Source organism: Sphaerotilus mobilis (assembly GCF_004216565.1).
Classification (GTDB): domain Bacteria; phylum Pseudomonadota; class Gammaproteobacteria; order Burkholderiales; family Burkholderiaceae_C; genus Sphaerotilus; species Sphaerotilus mobilis.
Genome location: NZ_SGWV01000011.1, coordinates 78,394 through 97,341, shown reverse-complemented (window position 1 = coordinate 97,341; position 18,948 = coordinate 78,394). Strand labels below are relative to the sequence as shown.

The 18,948-nt window shown below is 70.3% G+C and carries 15 protein-coding genes and 1 tRNA gene; 7 read left to right on the top strand and 9 right to left on the bottom strand.

The window, feature by feature from the left end; translation table 11 throughout:
• The first annotated feature begins 109 nt into the window (after positions 1 to 109).
• Entirely contained in the window at positions 110 to 412 is a 303-nt protein-coding gene (gene rpsT, locus EV685_RS15665; protein WP_130482991.1) for a 30S ribosomal protein S20, read from the top strand.
• Between the two features lie 109 nt (positions 413 to 521).
• Here rpsT and EV685_RS15660 read toward each other — a convergent pair whose 3' ends face one another.
• Positions 522 to 1,556: a CDP-6-deoxy-delta-3,4-glucoseen reductase gene (locus tag EV685_RS15660; protein WP_130482990.1), complete on the bottom strand. Its 1,035-nt coding sequence runs from the start codon at positions 1,554 to 1,556 to the stop codon at positions 522 to 524.
• Positions 1,557 to 1,639: 83 nt separating this feature from the next.
• Between EV685_RS15660 and EV685_RS15655 the strand changes: the two genes are divergently transcribed.
• Complete coding sequence (locus EV685_RS15655) at positions 1,640 to 2,575, top strand: SDR family oxidoreductase (RefSeq protein ID WP_130482989.1); 936 nt, start codon at positions 1,640 to 1,642, stop codon at positions 2,573 to 2,575.
• Between the two features lie 15 nt (positions 2,576 to 2,590).
• Here EV685_RS15655 and EV685_RS15650 read toward each other — a convergent pair whose 3' ends face one another.
• From EV685_RS15650 to EV685_RS15640, 3 genes are all read right to left on the bottom strand, one after another.
• Entirely contained in the window at positions 2,591 to 3,763 is a 1,173-nt protein-coding gene (locus tag EV685_RS15650; RefSeq protein ID WP_130482988.1) for a S1C family serine protease, read from the bottom strand.
• 155 nt (positions 3,764 to 3,918) lie between these two features.
• Positions 3,919 to 4,521, bottom strand: coding sequence for a rhomboid family intramembrane serine protease (locus EV685_RS15645; RefSeq protein WP_130482987.1), 603 nt, complete (start codon positions 4,519 to 4,521; stop codon positions 3,919 to 3,921).
• Between the two features lie 104 nt (positions 4,522 to 4,625).
• Positions 4,626 to 4,710 (bottom strand) — tRNA-Leu (locus EV685_RS15640).
• Positions 4,711 to 4,866: 156 nt separating this feature from the next.
• Between EV685_RS15640 and cysM the strand changes: the two genes are divergently transcribed.
• From cysM to EV685_RS15620, 4 genes are all read left to right on the top strand, one after another.
• A complete protein-coding gene (cysM, locus tag EV685_RS15635) occupies positions 4,867 to 5,790 on the top strand; it encodes a cysteine synthase CysM (protein WP_130482986.1) in 924 nt (307 codons plus the stop codon).
• Between the two features lie 21 nt (positions 5,791 to 5,811).
• Positions 5,812 to 6,345 (top strand): NUDIX domain-containing protein, encoded by a 534-nt coding sequence (locus EV685_RS15630; RefSeq protein ID WP_130482985.1) that lies wholly within the window; start codon positions 5,812 to 5,814, stop codon positions 6,343 to 6,345.
• Positions 6,346 to 6,708: 363 nt separating this feature from the next.
• Positions 6,709 to 7,947 carry an ammonium transporter gene (locus EV685_RS15625; protein ID WP_207224847.1) on the top strand — a complete coding sequence of 413 codons (1,239 nt, stop codon included), beginning with the start codon at positions 6,709 to 6,711 and terminating at the stop codon, positions 7,945 to 7,947.
• On the top strand, positions 7,937 to 8,794 hold the full coding sequence (locus EV685_RS15620; protein WP_130482983.1) for a hypothetical protein: 858 nt from the start codon (positions 7,937 to 7,939) through the stop codon (positions 8,792 to 8,794). Before EV685_RS15625 ends, EV685_RS15620 begins: the two co-directional genes overlap by 11 nt.
• Positions 8,795 to 8,861: 67 nt before the next feature.
• Here the strand turns inward: EV685_RS15620 and fghA are convergent, their stop codons facing one another.
• Together fghA and EV685_RS15610 are read right to left on the bottom strand one after the other, a co-directional pair.
• Positions 8,862 to 9,725, bottom strand: a complete 864-nt coding sequence (gene fghA, locus EV685_RS15615; RefSeq protein ID WP_207224862.1) for an S-formylglutathione hydrolase — start codon at positions 9,723 to 9,725, stop codon at positions 8,862 to 8,864.
• An 8-nt stretch (positions 9,726 to 9,733) separates the two neighbouring features.
• Positions 9,734 to 10,852, bottom strand: a complete 1,119-nt coding sequence (locus EV685_RS15610) for an S-(hydroxymethyl)glutathione dehydrogenase/class III alcohol dehydrogenase (RefSeq protein WP_130482981.1) — start codon at positions 10,850 to 10,852, stop codon at positions 9,734 to 9,736.
• A gap of 131 nt (positions 10,853 to 10,983) precedes the next feature.
• On the opposite strand from EV685_RS15610, the gene EV685_RS15605 reads away from it, so the two are divergent.
• Positions 10,984 to 12,039: a Gfo/Idh/MocA family protein gene (locus EV685_RS15605; RefSeq protein ID WP_130482980.1), complete on the top strand. Its 1,056-nt coding sequence runs from the start codon at positions 10,984 to 10,986 to the stop codon at positions 12,037 to 12,039.
• Positions 12,040 to 12,046: 7 nt separating this feature from the next.
• On the opposite strand, the gene EV685_RS15600 is transcribed toward EV685_RS15605, so the two are convergent.
• The 3 genes from EV685_RS15600 to glgB form a co-directional block, all read right to left on the bottom strand.
• Positions 12,047 to 12,829: a dienelactone hydrolase family protein gene (locus tag EV685_RS15600; protein WP_130482979.1), complete on the bottom strand. Its 783-nt coding sequence runs from the start codon at positions 12,827 to 12,829 to the stop codon at positions 12,047 to 12,049.
• 107 nt (positions 12,830 to 12,936) lie between these two features.
• Positions 12,937 to 16,533 (bottom strand): glycoside hydrolase family 15 protein, encoded by a 3,597-nt coding sequence (locus EV685_RS15595; protein WP_130482978.1) that lies wholly within the window; start codon positions 16,531 to 16,533, stop codon positions 12,937 to 12,939.
• Positions 16,534 to 16,677: 144 nt separating this feature from the next.
• A complete protein-coding gene (gene glgB / locus EV685_RS15590; RefSeq protein WP_130482977.1) occupies positions 16,678 to 18,870 on the bottom strand; it encodes a 1,4-alpha-glucan branching protein GlgB in 2,193 nt (730 codons plus the stop codon).
• Positions 18,871 to 18,948: the final 78 nt, after the last annotated feature.

Below are 18,948 nucleotides of genomic sequence, written 5' to 3'. Positions count from 1 at the left end.
ATTATCAGGGCCGCTGCCGGCGTCCCGACCGATGTTTGCCGCCCCAGGCATGGACGACCCGGAATGCCAGTGCTATACTTTGAGGCTTTCCACCCGGACTCCAAACACCATGGCCACCGCTTCCAAAGCCAAGAAAAAGACGGTCCGCATCGCGTCGGGCCGCAAGCGCGCCCGTCAGGACGTCAAGCTCAACGCCGCCAACACCGCCCTGCGCTCGCGCTTTCGCACCGCCGTCAAGAGCGTGCTGAAGGCCGTTGCCACCGGTGACAAGGCCAAGGCCGGCGACACTTTCAAGACGGCTCAGGGCGTGATCGACTCGATCGCCGACAAGGGCATCTTCCACAAGAACAAGGCCGCTCGCCTGAAGAGCCGCCTGTCCGCCAAGGTCAAGGCCCTGGCCCCCGCGGCCTGAAGCCATTCCGGGTGGACGTCGAAAGGCCCGCGCGAGCGGGCCTTTTGTCTTTGCATGATCGACGACGAAGGGCTCGCGACGGCGGGCCCTTCGTCGTTTGCGGGCCTGATCAGGCCACGTGCTTGTCGGCCTCGCTGGTGAAGGCATCGGCGTAGAAGGCCTCCTCAGGCAGGCCGGCTTGCGAAACAAAATCGCGCCGGGCCGACTCAACCATGATCGGCACGCCGCAGGCGTAGACCTCGTGCCCCGACAGGTCCGGCAGGTCGGCCAGCACCGAGCGGTGCACGAAGCCGGTCCGACCGGGCCAGCCATCTTCGGACGTGACGTCCGACAAGACAGGCACATAGCGCAACCACGGCAGTTCGGCGGCGGCCTGCTCGGCCCAGCCGTGCAGGTAGAGATCGGCCGGCCGGCGCGCGCCCCAGTACAGCGTCGTCGGACGGTGCTCGATGCCCTTGGCGCGCATGTGCTCGATCAGCGCCTTGATCGGCGCAAAGCCGGTGCCCGAGGCCAGCAGCACGATCGGTCGGTCGTTGTCCTCGCGCAGGAAGAAGCTGCCGTAGGGGCCTTCGAGCCGCAGGATCTCCTTCTCCTTCATCGCCCCGAAGACGTGGTCGGTGAACTTGCCGCCAGGCATGTGGCGGATGTGCAGTTCCATCGACGTCGGCAGGTCGTCTGGCGCATTGGCCATCGAGTAACTGCGCCGCGCACCGTCGCGCAGGATGAACTCGACGTACTGCCCAGCGTGGTAGCGGAAGACCTGGTTGGCCGGCAGTTGCAGCGTCACCACCATCACGTCGGGCGCCATGCGCTGCAAGGTCGACACGCGCGCCGGCATCTTGACGATCGGGAACTGGCCCACGGCGGTGACCTGGCGCTGCTCGATCGCGCAGTCGGTCTGCGGCGTCGCGCAGCAGGTCAGGATGTAGCCGGCATCCTCTTCGGCGACGCTCAGGGCCTTGAGCTGGTGCGCACCGTGGATCACCCTGCCTTCGAGCAGCCGGCTCTTGCAGGACCCGCAGGCGCCGTCCTTGCAGCCATAGGGCAGTCCGATGCCCTGGCGGATCGCGGCGGGCAGGATGGCCTCGTCGCGCGCCACCTCGAAGGAACGGCCGGCGGGCTGCACGGTCACGGTCAGGTTCATCTCGCTATCCTCGGCTGACAGGTCGTCAAAAAGGGCGGAATTGTGCCCCGCGACGGCAGACCGACCCACCTGGCCACCGCTCGATGCCCCTCCTGAACTGCCCTGCCCGCGCCCCGCTGGGCGCCCTGCCCCGCCGGCTGCGCCGGACCCGTCTGCTGATCATTGGCTGCGGCGATGTCGGCCTGCGCGTGGCGCGCCAGAGCTCGCGCGGCGACGCTGGCACGCGCCTCTATGCGCTGACGTCTCAAGCCAGCCGGTGCGAGGCGTTGCGGGCCCTCGGCATCACGCCCTTGATCGGCAACCTGGACGACGCCGCCAGCCTGCGCCGGCTGGCCGCACTGGCCCCGCGTGTGCTGCACCTGGCACCGCCGCCGCAGCACGGCGAGGGCGATCCGCGCACGCTCAACCTGTTGCGGACCTTGTCGCGCGCCCAGGCCGTGCAACGGCTGGTCTATGCGAGCACAACCGGCGTCTACGGCGATGCCGGCGGCGCGCGCTTCGACGAGACCCGGCCCACCGCACCCGCCAGTTCGCGGGGCCAGCGCCGGGTGGCGGCCGAACAGTCGATCCGCGCGTGGGCGCTGCGGCAAGGGGTCGTTGCCTCGGTGCTGCGCATCCCCGGCATCTACGCGCTCGACCGCCCCGGCGGCCATCCGCGCGAGCGCCTGCTACGCGGCACGCCGGTCCTGCGCGATGAGGACGACGTGCACACCAACCACATCCATGCCGACGACCTGGCGCGGATCTGCCGGGCCGCCCTCTGGCGCGGCGCGCCACAGCGCGTCTACCACGCCTGCGACGACTCGGCCCTGAAGATGGGCGCGTACTTCGACCTCGCTGCCGACCTGTGCGGTCTGCCTCGGCCACCGCGCATCAGCCGCGAACAGGCCCGCGTGCAGCTCTCGCCCATGTTGCTGAGCTTCATGTCCGAATCGCGCCAGCTCGACAACCGGCGGCTGAAGGACGAGCTGCGGGTCGCCTTGCGGCACCCGCATGTGCGCAGCGGCCTGGTCGCTTGACCTGGGCGCGGGCCGTCAGATCCCGGTCGCCCGCTTGAGCGTCATCTGCCGGTCGACCGTGTGCAGCATCAGGCGCACCACCTCGCCGCTGCGGTTGACCTCGATCTGCACGTCGCGTTCGGCCTGGCCGCCTTGCCAGATGTGGCGGTAGAAGCCCGGCAGGTCGTCAACACCTGCGCCATCGATGCGCAAAATGCGATCGCCCTGGCGCACACCCGCCCGCTCGGCCGGACTGTCGCGGCTGACGCGCAGCACCGTCAGGCGGCCATCGGACTCGGCGCAGCTCAGGCCCAGCCAGGCACGTTCGCTGGCCTGTGATCGACCGCGCTGGCGCAGTTCGTCGACGATGGGCTTGAACAGGTTGATCGGCACGAACAGGTTGCCCGGCAGACGCCCACCCGGCGCACCGTCCGGGCGCAGCCACGCACCGGGCTGGCGCAGGCTGGCGCGGGTGTCGTTGAGGACCAGCGAGCCGATGCCCACCAGCTCGCCGTGCCGGTTGTAGAGGCCGGCGCCGCTGTGATCCGGCCGGGCCGGTGCGGTGAACAGCGCGCCTTCGATCAGGTATTCCCAGTAGCCGGCGAACTGGCCGCGCGCCAGCAGCCGGGCCGGACTGACCGCCCCGCCCTGGCCACCGCTGACGAACATCAGCGTCTCGTCGGCGCTGATCGCCGCCGAATCGCCCAACGGCACCGGCCGCAGCGGCAGCGGGACCAGCGACTGAACCAACCCGAAGCCGGTCGCCACGTCATAGGCCAGCGGACGGGCCGGCACGATGCGTCCGTCGTCCAGCACCAGGTCGATCTGCTCGGCCTCGAGGATCAGGTAGCCGATCGTCAGCACGACGCCGTCCTCGCCGATCACCACGCCAGAACCCTTGCGGATCGCGCCGAGCGTTTCGGCCGACGCCGACCCGTCCACCACCCGCACCAGCACGCCGATCGAGGCATCGCTGGCCCGCTGCAGGGCCTCGCCCATCGTGCGGCGCTCCTCTTCGGAGACCGGCTGAGTCGACGCGCGTGGCGCCTCGGACGTCGCCGCCTCGGCCGGCGTCCACATCGCGGCCCCCAGGGACAAGGCGACCACCGCCAGCCAGACCCAGCGCCAGACCACGGGCGCGATGACGTCCGGCGAGAGCTGAGCGCGCCACCAGCGGCTCAAGGGATCGGAGCAGACGACCAGCTTCATGGTGCACCCCTTCCAGGTCCTGATGCCCGGGTAACCAAGCATGAACCGGACCCGTGGCCCCTGCTGGTCAGGGGACTTTTCAGGAGGTGGAAGCGCTCAGGTCGCGTACCGGCAAGACCCGGTGGCGGGCGCCAGCGCCAGCGTCAGCGCCAACGTCAACGCCGGCGGCGCGGCGGGAACGGCGGCTGTCCGCGCCAGAAACGCACCATCAGCCAGCCACCCAGCATGCCGCCGAGGTGCGCGAAGTGCGCCACGCCGCCGTAGGGGCTGAACACGCCCGACAGCAGCTCCAGGCCACCGAAGACCGCGACGAAGACCTTGGCCTTCATCGGGATGGGCGGGAAGAGCGGCATGATGGTCCGCTCCGGAAACATCATCCCGAAGGCCAGCAGCAGGCCAAACAGAGCCCCGGAAGCCCCGAGCGTCGGGCCGAACTGGCCGATCACGGCGGTGAACACCAGCTGCGTCAGGCCACCCGCGATCGAGCTGGCCGCGAGGTACTGCATGTAACGACGACGGCCCCAGATCATCTCGATCTCGGCACCGAACATGTACAGGCCGAACATGTTGAAGAACAGGTGCAGCGGCTCGCCGTGCAGGAAGGCATAGGTGAACAACTGCCACGGCATGAAGTGGCCGCTGGCCACCGGCCACAGCGCGAACCAGCCTTCCAGCCAAGGACCCAGCAGCAGCTGGACGCAGAACACGGCCGTGCAGATCAGCAGCAGCGCCTTGGTGACGGGAGGAAGCTGGGGCATCGCGGCGTCTGGGAGGGGGCTGTAAAAACAATGCCGCTCGAGGCGGCACGGGGGTGGGTCCGGAAGCGCGCCAGAACAGGCGCCGGATGGCATCGACCGCGGGCTGGTGCCGGAGGCCGGACTCGAACCGGCACACCTTGCGGCGGGGGATTTTGAGTCCCCTGCGTCTACCGATTTCGCCACTCCGGCTGCGTCGGTCGATGCGTCTTGAAGGGGCGGATTATGCACGCGCCCCTGACCCCATCGGCCCAGGTCGGCGCGCGGCGGCCCTGCAGCGCGCTGACCTTGGCAATCGGCCACAGACGGCCTGCGCGACCTGCTGCGACAATTTCCGCAGGAGACACCATGAGCCAGCCACATCCTTCGCCCGACTACCCGACCATCGAAGACGTCATCGGCCGCACGCCGCTGGTGAGGCTGCAGCGCGTGCCCGGCGCGGCCAACGCCGCGCGCGGCAACGTGATCCTGGGCAAGCTCGAAGGCAACAACCCGGCCGGCTCGGTCAAGGACCGCCCGGCGATCAGCATGATCCGGCGCGCCGAACAGCGCGGCGACATCCAGCCGGGCGACACCCTGATCGAGGCCACCTCCGGCAACACCGGCATCGCGCTGGCCATGGCCGCTGCCATCAAGGGCTACCGCATGGTGCTGATCATGCCGGAGGACCTGTCGATCGAGCGGGCCCAGACCATGAAGGCATTTGGCGCCGAACTGGTGCTGACGCCCAAGTCCGGCGGCATGGAATACGCCCGCGACCTGGCCGATCAGATGGCCCGCGAAGGCAAGGGCCGTGTGCTCGACCAGTTCGCCAACGCCGACAACCCGCGCATCCACTACGAGACCACCGGGCCGGAGATCTGGAACGACACCGCCGGCCGCGTCACCCACTTCGTCTCGGCGATGGGCACCACCGGCACCATCACCGGCGTGTCGCGCTACCTGAAGGAGCGCAACCCGGCGATCCGCATCGTCGGCGCGCAGCCGTCCGAGGGCTCACGCATCCCTGGCATCCGCAAGTGGCCGACCGAGTACCTGCCGCGCATCTATGACCCGGCCGGCGTCGACGAGCTGATCCTCGTCGGCCAGCCCGAGGCCGAGGACATGGCCCGCCGGCTGGCGCGCGAGGAAGGCCTGTTCGGTGGCATCTCGGCGGCCGGTGCCTGCTGGGTCGCGCTGCAGCTGGCCGAGCGGCTGGAGAACGCGACCATCGTCTTCATCGTCTGCGACCGCGGCGACCGCTATCTGTCGACCGGCGTGTTCCCGGCCTGATCGCGGCGACCCCTTGCGTCCATGAGCGCCGAGCCGCCCGTCTGGCGCCATTGCCCGCTGTGCGCCAGCGCGCTCGCGTGGCGCGTCGAACAGGAAGACGGCGGCCCGACACGCCGGCTTCGCTGCAGCGCCTGCGAGTTCGTGCACTGGAACAACCCGACCCCCGTGCTGGCCGCCATCGTCCAGTGCAGCGACCGCGACGACCGCATCCTGCTGGCTCGCAACGCCGCCTGGACGCGTCCCTTCCACGGCCTGATCACCGGCTTCATGGAAGCGGGCGAGTCGCCCGAAGAAGGCATCCGGCGTGAGATCGCCGAAGAGACCTCGCTGCAGGTCGAGTCGCTCGCGCTGGTCGGCGTGCACGACTTCCAGCGCATGAACCAGGTGCTGATCACTTATCACGCCCGCGCACACGGCGAGATCCGGCTGTCGCCGGAGCTGGTGGATGTCAAGCTGATCGCACCGGCCGACCTGCTGTGCTGGCCAGCCGGCACCGGCCAGGCGCTGGCGCTCTGGCTGCGCAGCCAGGGCATCGAGCCGCGCTGGCTCGAATAGGTCGCCAGCGACCGTCCCGACCGGGCCAGTGGCTCACTCGCTGAGCCTGTCCTTGGCAAGCGCCGCACAACATCGGTGCGCCACATGCACCAAGACGGACACGCGACGGCGCCGCGCTCAGCAGGGCGGCACAGGCTCAGCGCCTGAGCCTCGCACCGTCGATGACCGCGTGCACAACACGCTGGCAACGCGACGAAATCGACACCCGCCCCGTCTTCCGGTCGTTCATCCCCTTCAACCGAGGGGTGGTGCGCAGGTCCACTTCATTGACGTCGGTCGACCCCGCTGCCTACCGTGATCGCAGTGCCCACCACGGCCGCTGCGGCGATCGGGTGGCCTTCGATCACCTCACGTACCAACACCATGACCGACCTCATCAACCTTGCCTGGGTGGCCTTATGCACCGCTTTGGTGTTCTTCATGCAAGCCGGCTTCGCGCTGGTCGAGGGCGGCTTCGCGCGCGCCAAGAACTCGATCAACGTGATCATGAAGATCTACCTGGGTACCTGCTTCATCGGCCTGTGCTTCTGGCTGGTCGGCTACGGCCTGGCCTTCGGCAGCAGCGCCGGCGGCCTCTACGGCATGAGCGGCTTCATGCCGCTGCAACTCGAGAGCATGGCCGCCGTCAGCCTGCTCTATCAGATGATGTTCTGCACCACCGCCGTGACCATCGTCTCGGGCGCTGTGGCCGAGCGCATGCGCTATGGCGCCTACCTCGCCTTCGCGGTCGTGATGGCGCTGGTGATCTACCCGGTCTATGCCCACTGGGCCTGGAACCCCGACGGCTGGCTCAAGCAGATGGGCTTCGTCGACTTTGCCGGTGACGGCGCCGTGCACTCGATCGGCGCCTGGTGCTCGCTGGCCGGCCTGCTGGTGGTCGGTCCGCGCCTGGGCCGCTACAGCAAGCAGGGCGAGGTGCGCGACATCCCCGGCCACAACCTGCCGATGGTGGCGCTCGGTGGCTTCATCCTGTGGCTGGGCTGGTTCGGCTTCAACGGCGGCAGCATCAGCGGCCTGGACAGCGCCAACCTCGGCATCGTCCTGCTCAACACCTACCTCGGCGCCTGTGCCGGTGGACTGGGTGCGCTGGCCTTCATGAAGCTCGGCGGCAAGCCGGTGCTGATGAGCGCCTCGATCAACGGCAGCCTGTGCGGCCTGGTGTCCATCACCGGCGGCGCCAGCACGATGAACCCGGCCACCGCCGTGATCGCTGGCGCGGTCGGCGGCATCCTGTGCACCTGGGGTGCCGAGAAGATTCGCCAGTGGCGCGTCGACGATGCCGTCGATGCGATCGCCGTGCACGGCATCGGCGGTGTCTGGGGCCTGATCGCCGCCGGCCTGTTCTTCGAGGGCGACCTGTTCAACCTGCAGCGCGTGGGCGTGCAGCTGATCGGCGCCGGCGCGGCCTTCCTGTGGGCCTTCCCGATGGCCTGGGCAGCCTTCAAGCTGATCGACCGCCTGCTGGTGCTGCGCGCGCCGACGCTCAATGAGCAACGCGGCCTGGACCACACCGAGCACCACGAGATCGCCTACCCCGAGTTCCAGGACTCGCCCGGTCAGCTGAGCATGGGCGCACGCACGGAGGCCCGCGATGTCGCTTGATCCCGCCGCCCACCGCCGCCGCGCCGCGCTGGCAACCTTCACGCCCGTGCTGGGCGAAGACGCCCTGATGGACGCGCTGTGGATGCTGCAGGACAGCCTGCACGGCCACACCGCGCGCGAGATCATCTCGGCGGTCGACCGCGTCGCCGCTCGGCACGGCATCGACGCACCGACCTGCAAGCGCCTGTACGAGCAGTTCTACCGCGCCCTCAGCCTGGCCGACGACCAGTTGCCGCTGGACCCTTGGCCGGTGATGCAGTCGCTGCGCCCGGCGGCCGCACCGCAGCCGATGCGCCCCGCCGCCGGCCCGGCCTGGCCACCTGCCGCACCCGCATGGCCGGCCGCCACAGGCGCCACGCCCTGGGCCCCGGTGGCCAGCGCGATGGCCGCGCAGATGCAGCCGGCATTCCCTCAGGCGGTGCCGCCGGTCCCGATGCAAGCTCTCCCGGCCGCACCCGAACCCGTCGCCGCCCCGGCCCTGCCGGACGCGCCGCCGGCCGTGCTGGTCTTCGAGGCCCTGATCGCCGCCGCGCTGACCGAGGTCCGCCAACGTCACCCCGCCGAGCTGCACGACCTGCGTGACAGCGCAGTGGCCGGCCTCGACGGCTCACGCCTGGGCGCTACGCCGCGCAACCTGGTCCGCGCGGCCTGGCAACGCCACGCCGAGCCCGGGGCCTGGCGCTTGCCGCTGAACCCGTCGGAGCTGGGCGAGCTGGTCCACCTGTTCTACGTCGCCTTGTGCGAGGCCCTTGGCCCGGTCGACGCCGACCAGGTCCTGACCCGTTCGGTGCGCGAGGCCGAACAGATCCCGGCCGCCCAGCGACATTCGCCACGGCAGTTCCTCTGAGTGGCTCACGAACCGAGCCAGGCCTGCATAAAGATCCCGCGCCCGAGCCCAGGCCCGGGCCCGGGCATCACCCCACCAGCTGCGCCGCGTGGTGCCTCAGGTGGTCGTCGATGAAGCTGGCGATGAAGTAGTAGCCGTGGTCGTAGCCGGCATGGCGGCGCAGCGTCAGCGGCTGGCCGATGGCCGCGCAAGCGGCTTCAAGGGCTTCGGGGTGCAACTGCTCGGCCAGGAATTTGTCGGCTAGGCCCTGGTCGACCAGGATGCCGCCCGGGTAGGGCACCGCAGTTTGCGCGGCCATCAGCAGGCTCGCGTCGTGAGCCACCCAGGTCGACTCGTCCTGCCCCAGGTAGCCGGTGAAGGCCTTGCGGCCCCACGGGCAGCGGGTCGGCGCGCAGATCGGCGCGAAGGCCGACACGCTGGCGAACAGGCCGGGATGACGCAGCGCCAGCGTGAGCGCGCCGTGGCCGCCCATCGAGTGGCCGAACAGGCCGAGCCATTCGCCGTCCAGCCCGAACTCGGCCACCACGGCGGGGATGAGTTCGTCCACCAGGTAGCTCTCCATGCGCCAGTGACCGGCCCAGGGCGCGTGTTCGGCGTCGAGGTAGAAGCCCGCGCCGACGCCGAAGTCCCAGTGGTGGTCCTCGCCGTCGACGCCGGCCCCGCGCGGGCTGGTGTCGGGCATCAGCAGCGCCAGGCCCAGCTCGGCGGCCAGGCGTTGGGCGCCGGCCTTCATCGTCGCGGTCTCTTCGGTGCAGGTCAGGCCGGCCAGGAAGGTCAGCAGTGGCACGGCCTCGCCGGCAACGGCCTGCGGCGGCAGGTAGAGCGCGAACTTCATCGGCAGGCCGATGACGCCCGACGCATGTTTGTAGAAGCGCTGCACGCCGCCGAAGCAGCCGTGTTCGTTGACGAGTTCGAGTCGGTCGAAGGCCATGCTCATGCTCAGAACTCCACCACCGCGCGGATCGACTCGCCGCGCTTCATCAGCGCGAAGCCCTCGTTGATGTCGACCAGCTTGAGCTTGTGGGTGATCAGGTCGTCGATGTTGATCTTGCCGTCCATGTACCAGTCGACGATCTTGGGCACATCGGTGCGCCCGCGTGCGCCGCCGAAGGCCGAGCCTTCCCATTTGCGGCCGGTCACCAGCTGGAACGGCCGGGTGCTGATCTCCGCACCCGCCTCGGCCACGCCGATGATGATGCTGCGGCCCCAGCCCTTGTGCGTGCACTCCAGCGCGTCGCGCATGACCTTGGTGTTGCCGATGCACTCGAAGCTGTAGTCGGCTCCGCCATCGGTCATCTGCACGATGGCATCGACCAGCGAGCCGCCCGCTGCGGCCACGTCCTTGGGGTTGATGAAGTCGGTCATGCCGAACTGGCGCGCCATGGCCTCGCGGCCCGGGTTCAGGTCCACGCCGATGATCTTGCCGGCGCCGACCATCTTGGCGCCCTGGATCACGTTCAGGCCGATACCGCCAAGGCCGAAGACCACGACGTTCGCGCCCGCTTCCACCTTGGCGGTGAACAGCACCGCGCCGATGCCCGTGGTCACGCCGCAGCCGATGTAGCAGACCTTGTCGAAGGGCGCATCCGACCGGATCTTGGCCAGCGCGATCTCCGGCACCACCGTGTGGTTGGCGAAGGTGCTCGTGCCCATGTAGTGAAAGATCGGCTTGCCGTCGAGGCTGAAGCGACTCGTCGCATCGGGCATCAGGCCCTTGCCCTGCGTGCCGCGGATGAGCTGGCACAGATTGGTCTTGCGGCTCAGGCAGAACTTGCACTGCCGGCATTCCGGCGTGTAGAGCGGGATGACGTGGTCGCCCTTCTTCAGCGTCGTCACGCCAGGGCCCACATCGACCACCACGCCCGCACCCTCATGACCCAGGATGGCCGGGAAGATGCCTTCCGGGTCCGCGCCCGACAGCGTGTAGTAGTCGGTGTGGCAGATGCCCGTGGCCTTGATCTCCACCAGCACCTCGCCAAAGCGCGGCCCGTCCAGATCGACGGTCTCGATGGTCAGGGGTTCGCCGGCTTTCCAGGCGACAGCGGCTTGGGTCTTCATGGTGTCTTCCTCGTGGGTGTGGTTCGGTTTGCGCGGGATTGTGCACAGCCGGCATGGGGGATGACCATTGCGGGCTCCACAGCGCTAAGGTGACAGCCTGAACAACACGCCTGTCCAGGCCCCCGAACCCCATGACCCTCACCCGCATCGCCGTCGCCGGCGCTGGCTACATCGGACAGGCCCACCTTGACGCCGTGGGCCAGTGGCCGGACCGCGCCGTGCTGTCGGCCATCGTCGACCCGTCACCGGCCGCTCGGGCCGTGGCCGAAGCGCGCGGCGTGCCGCTGTATGCATCGCTGGACGAGCTGATCGTGCGCGATCGCCCCGACGGCATCGTGCTGGCCACACCCAACGCGCTGCATGTGCCGCAGGCGCTGAGCTGCCTCGCGGCCGGCCTGCCCATCCTGCTGGAGAAGCCGATCGCGCCGACCGTGGCCGAAGCCGCCGTGCTGGTCCGCGAGGTCGAGGCGCGCGCGGCCCGCGTGCTGATCGGCCATCACCGCGCGCACAGCCCCATCATGGCCAAGGCCCGCGAGGTGATCGCCGCCGGCCGGCTTGGCCGCGTGGTCGGCCTGACCGGCAGCGCCACCTTCTACAAGCCCGACGCGTACTTCGACGCCGGCCCCTGGCGGCGCGAAAAAGGCGGCGGGCCGATCCTGCTCAACCTGATCCACGAGGTCCACAACCTGCGGATGTTGTGCGGCGAGATCGTCGCGGTGCAGGCCTTCGCCTCCCATGCGGTGCGCGGCCATGTCGTCGAGGACACCGTGGCGATCAACCTGCGTTTCGCCAGCGGCGCGCTCGGCACCTTCCTGCTCAGCGACTGCGCCGCCAGCCCGCGCAGTTGGGAACAGACCAGCGCAGAGAACAAGGCCTACGACCACCACCCGGACGAGGACTGCTACGTCGTCAGCGGCACCGACGGCAGCCTGTCGGTGCCAACGATGCGGCTGAAGTCCTACCCGGGTGCCGAGGACCGCTCCTGGTGGAAACCTTTGCACAGCGACACGGTCGAGACGGTCCGCGAAGACCCGATCCGCCTGCAGATGGCCCACTACATCGAGGTCGTGCGCGGCACCACCGCCCCGCTGGTCAGCGCCCGCGACGGCCTGAACAACCTGCGCATCACCGAGGCGGTGGTCGAGGCGGCGGCGTCCGGGCGGATGGTGGCGGTGGCGCAGGACTGAGGCGGGCTCACGCGGCGCGCGTGCCTTCGGATCCGTCGTCGGACGCGTTCCCGAACACGCTCCCGAAGAACCCCAGCGCCTGACCCCAGGCCGCATCCGTGCAGGCCGGGTCGAAGCGCGGACCCTCGTCGCGCATGAAGGCATGTTCGGCCGGGTGCAGTCGCTGCTCGACGCGCACGCCAGCGGCGCGCAAGCCGGCTTCGACGGTGGCGCGGCCTTCGGGCGGGATGTGGGGGTCGTGTTCGCCCCAGACCAGCAGCAGCTGGCCGCCGATGCGCGGCATGGCCGCGAGCGTGCCGGCATCGTCGTCCTGACCGAGCTTGCCGTTGTGAACGCCGGTGGCGTAGAAGCAGACGGTGGCGCGGACCTCGGGCTGCAGCGCGGCGCGCATCGCCAGATGGCCGCCGATGCAGAAGCCGGCCGCGCCGATCTGCCCGGGCGCGACCGCGGGGTGGCGGCCCAGCCAGGACAGCGCGTCGCGGCAATCGGCGTCGAAGGCCGCGACCGGCGTGCGCAGCGCGTTGTCCAGCCCGCGTGTGCGGCCGGCGTCGTCGAAGGGGATGGCCGTGCCCGGGGCTTCGAGGCGGCGATAGATGTCCGGCGCCAGCACGGTGTAGCCGTGGCCCGCCAGCCGGGCGCAGGCGCGCTGCATCGGGCCGGTGACCTGGAAGATGTCCGAGTAGAAGACGATGCCGGGCCAGGGCCCCGGCGCGGCCGGGCGGGTCAGCAGGCCGCGCATCGCGGCGCCGTCGGCGGTCGGGATGTCGACGGCTTCGGTGGTGATGATCATGGGTGGGGATCCGGTTCGGGGTGAGGTGGCGTAAGCGTTGTCGGTGTGAAGTTTGCCGATCCAGCGGCCCATCGGCACCAGCCCGTCGCGGACGCGCCCCGCCCGCCCTACCGGGCGTCGTCCTGCACCTCGACCGGCGTGGCGTCGATGGCGACCGGGGCTTCGGGCGGCTCGGCGACCGGCTCGGCAAGCGGCTCGACAAGCTCCGCCGGCGGCGCGGCTTCGGCCGCCGCGTCTGCCGCTGCTTTTTCGGCCTGAGCCGCCGCTTCAGCCGCCTCCGCCCTCGCCTGGTCGACCAGATAGCGCACAGCGGCCATCACGAGGTTGGCGACGCGGTGGGGTGGGTTGGCGTAGAACTCGGTCCAGGCCTGGGCGCGGTGTTCGTTGTAGTCGGCGGCGACGTGGCCGATGCGGCGTTCTTGCCAGCCCAGGCGCACGGCGATGCCGATCAGCACGTCCATCACCAGCCAGCTGCCCAGCCGCAGCTCGGCGTTGGCGCGGAAGATGTCGCTCAAGGCCAGCAGGGCCTCGATCGTCAGCTGGCGGTATTCGGGCGCCTGGATCTTCTCCAGCAGCTCTTCGACCTGCAGCGCGAAGCCGCGTTCGCCGGGTGTGCTGTCGGCCCGGGCCAGCGTGCTGTCGAGCCGGTTGCGTGCGTCGAGCTGGTCGCCGATGACGAGGCCGGGCACCTGGCGCAGCAGGGCCCAGATGCGCTCGTGGAAGTCGCCCGGCACGCGGGTCAGCACGCCGCTGAGCTCGCGCCACGCCAGCCAGCCGGGCACGTCGTCGGGCAGTGCCGGGTCGTGCGAGGCCGAGAAGTCGACCGCCACCAGCGCGGTCTCGCCGTCGCCGGTCTCGTGCACCTGCAGCGACTGCAGGCGCACGAGGTCACGGCCCATTTCCTGTTCGCGGGCGATGACCTCGCGCAGCCGCGCCATCAGGGCTTGCGGGCTGCAGTCGAGCAGGTGGTCGAAGGCCTCGGCCTGGCTGATCGCGTGTTCCAGCGCCAGCCGGCCGGTGATCAGCAGCAGCAAGTACCACGGCCGCAAGGTCAGCGTGCCCTTGAACAGGCCAGGGTCGGCCTTGATCATGGTGCCCAGCAGCAGCACAAGCTCCTGGATCAGCAGGCGGGCGCGGGCATCGTCACCGCCGAAGCGGCGCAGACGCTCGAACAGCTCGGCGTTGCCCAGCGGCGAGGCGATGATGGCCTGGACGTCGTAGGCGCGGCCCAGCGAGACCTGCTTGCCGCGGCCGACGATCTGCGCGGCGGCTTCCTCCAGCGTCTGGTCCTGGATGTCGAGCACGGCCGCCGCGCGGCGCAGCACGCCCCAGCGGCGTTCGGCGCCCGCGCGGGCGTAGATGGCCTCGGCCAGTTCACGCACCGTGCCGCCCAGCGAGGACCGCGCATCCAGCCCCCAGCGCTGCGACAGCAGCGACAGCACCTCGATCTGCTCGTAGGGATTGCGGCTGCGGGCCAGCAGGCGCTGGTGGAAGGACGGGTCGTGCTCGCGCTCCAAGGTGGCCGCGCGCGCCGGGCTGAGCGCGCGGGTGGCCGCCTCTTCCCAGTGCAGGACGGCGGCGGCGACCGCGCCGGTGTCGGGCGCGGAACGCGGCTGGGCCGGCAAGGCCGGCAGGTGGTCGACGCTGCAGACCGCCGTCTGCGGCAGCAGCTCGGCCAGCGTGCCGACCCGCAGCGCGGCCGCTGCGGCGCGGCCCTGCTCGCTGTCTTCGACCGGCGCCTGCAGGCCACGCAGCCACGCCAGCAGGCCGTCGGCGCCGCGCGTGTCCAGCATCGGCTGGGTGACCAGCACAACCATCAGCGGCCGGGTCGGGCGCCGTTCGCGGCGGTAGACCAGCGCGGGCGTGGCATCGTCGGCGGCCACATGCAGGTCGACCGCCCACGGCAGGTGCCGGGCATGGCGACCGAGCCAGGCGATCTCGGCGCGCAGCTCGTCGATCAGCAGGCCGTTGTCCAACCCAAGGTAGAAGCCCTGCCGGTTGAACAGCGAAGGCAGGAAGACGGTCGTGCGCCCGCCCTGCCGGTAGACCCTGCTGGTGGCCAGCGCGCCCAGCCGCTGCGGCGGCCGGCCGCTCAGGCCCAGGTCGTTCCAGCGGCCCAGGTCGGTGAGCATCTGGTCGAGCTCGTCGGCGTAGCGGACCTCGGCCAGCGGGCGGACCTCGGCCAAGGTCTGGGCGGCGATGCCGTGCACCGCCAGCCGTGCCTGGACCAGCGGATCGGTCGCGAGCAACGCCAGCTGGACGGTGGCCTGCGGCGCCGTCGTCGCGGGGGCGTCGACCGCCACGGCCGGCGCCGGGCCCTTGAGCGCATCGAGCGCACGTTGCCGGTTCAGCGGGTCGAGCTGTTCGGGCCGCACCCAGCCTTCCTGCAGCAGGGCGCCAACGAGGTAGAGGCTCTGGGCCCAGACCAACGGCACGTTGTCGTTGGGGACGCGGTCCTGGCTGTGCGGCTGCTCGCGCTCGGCCTCAATGTGCTCGGCCGGCACGATATAGAGCTCGGGCAGCAGGCGCTGGCCGTCGCGTTCGACCATCAGCGCCTCCAGCCGCGCCCGGTAGTCGGCCGCCTGGGCCTGGTCCTCGCGCAGCCGGGCGTCGATCAGCAGGTAGGTGAAGAACAGCGGCCACTCGCTCTCGATGCGCCGAAAGCGCTGCAGCTCGCCCTGTTCGTAGTGCAGGCGGCTGTGGTCCTCGACCACCGTCTGGTGTCCGTCACGCAGGAAACGCTTGCAGCCGTAACGGCCCTGCAGCTTGGCGACGATGCGTTCGCGGGTGGCCGCGATGAGCGCCGGGTCGTCGACCGCGAAGGCCGGGTAGCCGATCACCGACAGCAGCGCGCCATCGGTCTCCTTGCTCTCGGACTCGCGCGGCAGCAGCGCGGCCAGCGTGCTGCGGGCGTGGGCGATGTCGTCGCCCTGGACGAGGATGCGCGGCGCCCGGCCGGGTAGCAGGTCGGCGTCGGCGATGGCCTCCAGCGCGGCCTTGGCCATGCCCACCGAACTGGCGTTGATCTCGGCGCGGCCCTGGTTCTGCTTGTGGCCACGCTCCCAGATGCCGTAGTCGGGCGTGCGGTGGGCGCGGGCGAGGTAGTGCACGAGGTTCTGCACGAAGGCCACCTCGTGCGGCTCGCGCACGATGGACAGGCCGCTCGCACTCATCTGCGCGAGCTGCAGCAGGAAGATCGCGGTCGCGTCGATCTGCAGGTGACCCCACTCGGCATCGCCCACCACCGGGTCGCCGGTGGTCGTCGCGTACTTGGCGTGCAGGGCGTCCAGCGGATGCTGGGTGTGCTTGAAGCGTTCGACCTTGTGGGCCTGCTTGAGCATGGCCGCCAGCAGGCCGCGCATCAGCGCCTCGACCCGCCCGCGCAGCTCGGCCGACAGGCCCGGATCGCGCTCGCGGTGGGCCAGTTCCAGGGCCCAGATGGCGAGGATGCTGTAGACGTTGTCGCGCACCCAGGCGTGGGTGTAGTCGCCGTGCACCGTGATGGCGGTGCTGGCCGGCAGCAGGCCGGTGTTCGGGTCCTGGCGCGACAGGATGATCTGACGGGCCTGTTCGACCCAGCCGGCCAAGGGATCGGCCGGGGCGGCCGGGGCGGCCGGGGCGGCCTGCGCGGCGATGGCCTTGGCGGTCTGGCGGTCTGCCTCGGCGCTGGCCTTGCGGCTGGCTGCCGCTTGTCTTGCCGTCATGGAAGTCTCCCGATGTTTAAGGGTTAACCCTCACCGCGGGAGTGTCACATCCTTCCAGTTACAGGCGGGGTTCGAATCTGCAAGCGCGTGAACGGTCGCAAACCCGGACCCATGCAAGCACTGGGCCCGGGCCGGGTCCTGGCCTCAGCCGGCCTCGACCACGAACATCACCGTCGCCAGCGGCGGGATGGTCAGCGAGAGGGACTGGGCGCAGCCATGGCAGGCGCTCGGCTCGGTCGCCCGCACGGGGTTGTGGACACCGCTGCCGCCGTAGACGGCCGCGTCGCTGTTGATCAGCTCGCGGTAGGCCCCGGCCTGCGGCACGCCGATGCGGTAGTTCTCGCGCACCACCGGGGTGAAGTTGCAGACGACGACCACATGCGTGCCGTCGTCGCCCCAGCGCACGAAGGACAGCACCGAGTTCTCGGCGTCGTCGTGGCTGAGCCACTGGAAGCCGTCCGGGCTGATGTCGCGCTGGTGCAGCGCGCCGTGGTGGCGGTAGACCCGGTTGAGGTCGCGCACCCAGCGCTGCACGCCCTGGTGCGCGGGGTGGTCGAGCATGTGCCACGGCAGCGAGGTGTTGGCGTTCCACTCGGTGCCCTGGCCGAACTCGCAGCCCATGAACAGCAGCTTCTTGCCGGGGTGGCCCCACATGAAGCCGTAGTAGGCGCGCAGGTTGGCAAAGCGCTGCCACTCGTCGCCGGGCATGCGGGCCAGGATCGAGCCCTTGCCGTGCACCACCTCGTCGTGCGAGAGCGGCAGCATGAAGTTCTCGCTGAAGGCGTAGACCAGGCCGAAGGTCATCTGGCCGTGGTGGTACTTGCGGTGCACCGGGTCCTGCTGCATGTAGCGCAGCGTGTCGTTCATCCAGCCCATGTTCCACTTGAAGTGGAAGCCCAGGCCGCCGGCCTGCAGGTCGGGGCTGGGCGGGCGCGACACGCCGGGGAAGGCGGTCGATTCCTCGGCCACGGTCATGGCCTCCTCGCGCTGGGTGCCGACGATGTGGTTCATGCGGCGCATGAAGTCGATCGCCTCCAGGTTCTCGCGGCCACCCCAGCGGTTGGGGATCCACTCGCCGTCCTTGCGGCTGTAGTCGCGGTAGAGCATCGAGGCCACCGCGTCGACGCGCAGGCCATCGACGCCGAAGCGCTCCAGCCAGTACAGGGCGTTGCCGACGAGGAAGTTGCGGACCTCCGTGCGGCCGTAGTTGTAGATCAGCGTCTGCCAGTCCTGGTGGAAGCCTTCGCGCGGGTCGGCGTGTTCGTAGAGGTGGCTGCCGTCGAACTTGCCCAGGCCGTGGGCATCGGTCGGGAAGTGGCCGGGGACCCAGTCGAGGATCACGCCGATGCCGGCCTCGTGCGCCTTGGCGACGAAGTAGCGGAAGTCCTCCGGTGAGCCGAAGCGCGAGGTCGGCGCGTACAGGCCGGTCGGCTGGTAGCCCCAGGAGCCGTCGAAGGGGTGCTCGTGCACCGGCAGCAGCTCCAGGTGGGTGAAGCCCATGTCCTGCGCATAGGGCACCAGCTGGTCGGCGATCTCGCGGTAGGTCAGCCACTCGCCACGCTCGTTGCTGCGCCAGGAACCCAGGTGGACCTCGTAGACCGAGATCGGCGCCTTGAGCGAGTTGGCCGCGCGGCGGGCCGGGTCGGACGGCACGACCGCCGGCAGGCCGTGGATCATCGAGGCGGTCTGCGGCCGCATCTCGGCGCGGAAGCCCATCGGGTCGGACTTGACGTGCAGCTGGCCGTCGGCGCCCTTGATCTCGACCTTGTAGAGGTCGCCCACGCCGGCATGCGGCACGAAGATCTCCCAGACGCCGCACTCGCGGCGCAGCCGCATCATGTGGCGGCGGCCGTCCCAGTTGTTGAAGGCCCCGACGATGGAGACGCGCCGAGCGCTCGGTGCCCAGACCGCGAAGCGCGTGCCGGCCACGCCGCCGATCTCGACCGGGTGCGCGCCGAGTTGTTCATAGGGCCGGTGGTGCGTGCCCTCGGCCAGCAGCCACAGGTCGGTGTCGCCCAGCAACGAGCCGAATCGGTAGGCGTCCTCCATCGTGTGGCGGTGGGTGCCCCAGTCGACGTCGAGCACGTAGACCTCGCGTTCGGCGCTCGGCGGCAAGGTCGCTTCGAAGACGTCCGAGCCGGGGATGCGCGGCAGTTCGGCCAGCAGCGCACCGCCCTCGCGGCGCAGCGCCCGCACGCCAGCGGCGCCGGGCAGCAGCACGCGCAGGACCCAGCCGGAGAGGGCCGGATCGGCGCCCAGCGGGTGCAGGCCGAGCACCGCGAACGGATCGCCGTGATCGCCCTGCATCAGGGCGGCAAGGGTGTCGGCATCGAGCATGTGGGTCTCCGGCGAGGGTCTGTGCGGGGCGCGCAGTATGGGCTCAGGGTACGGGCAGGTGGGGACAGGCGAGCAACA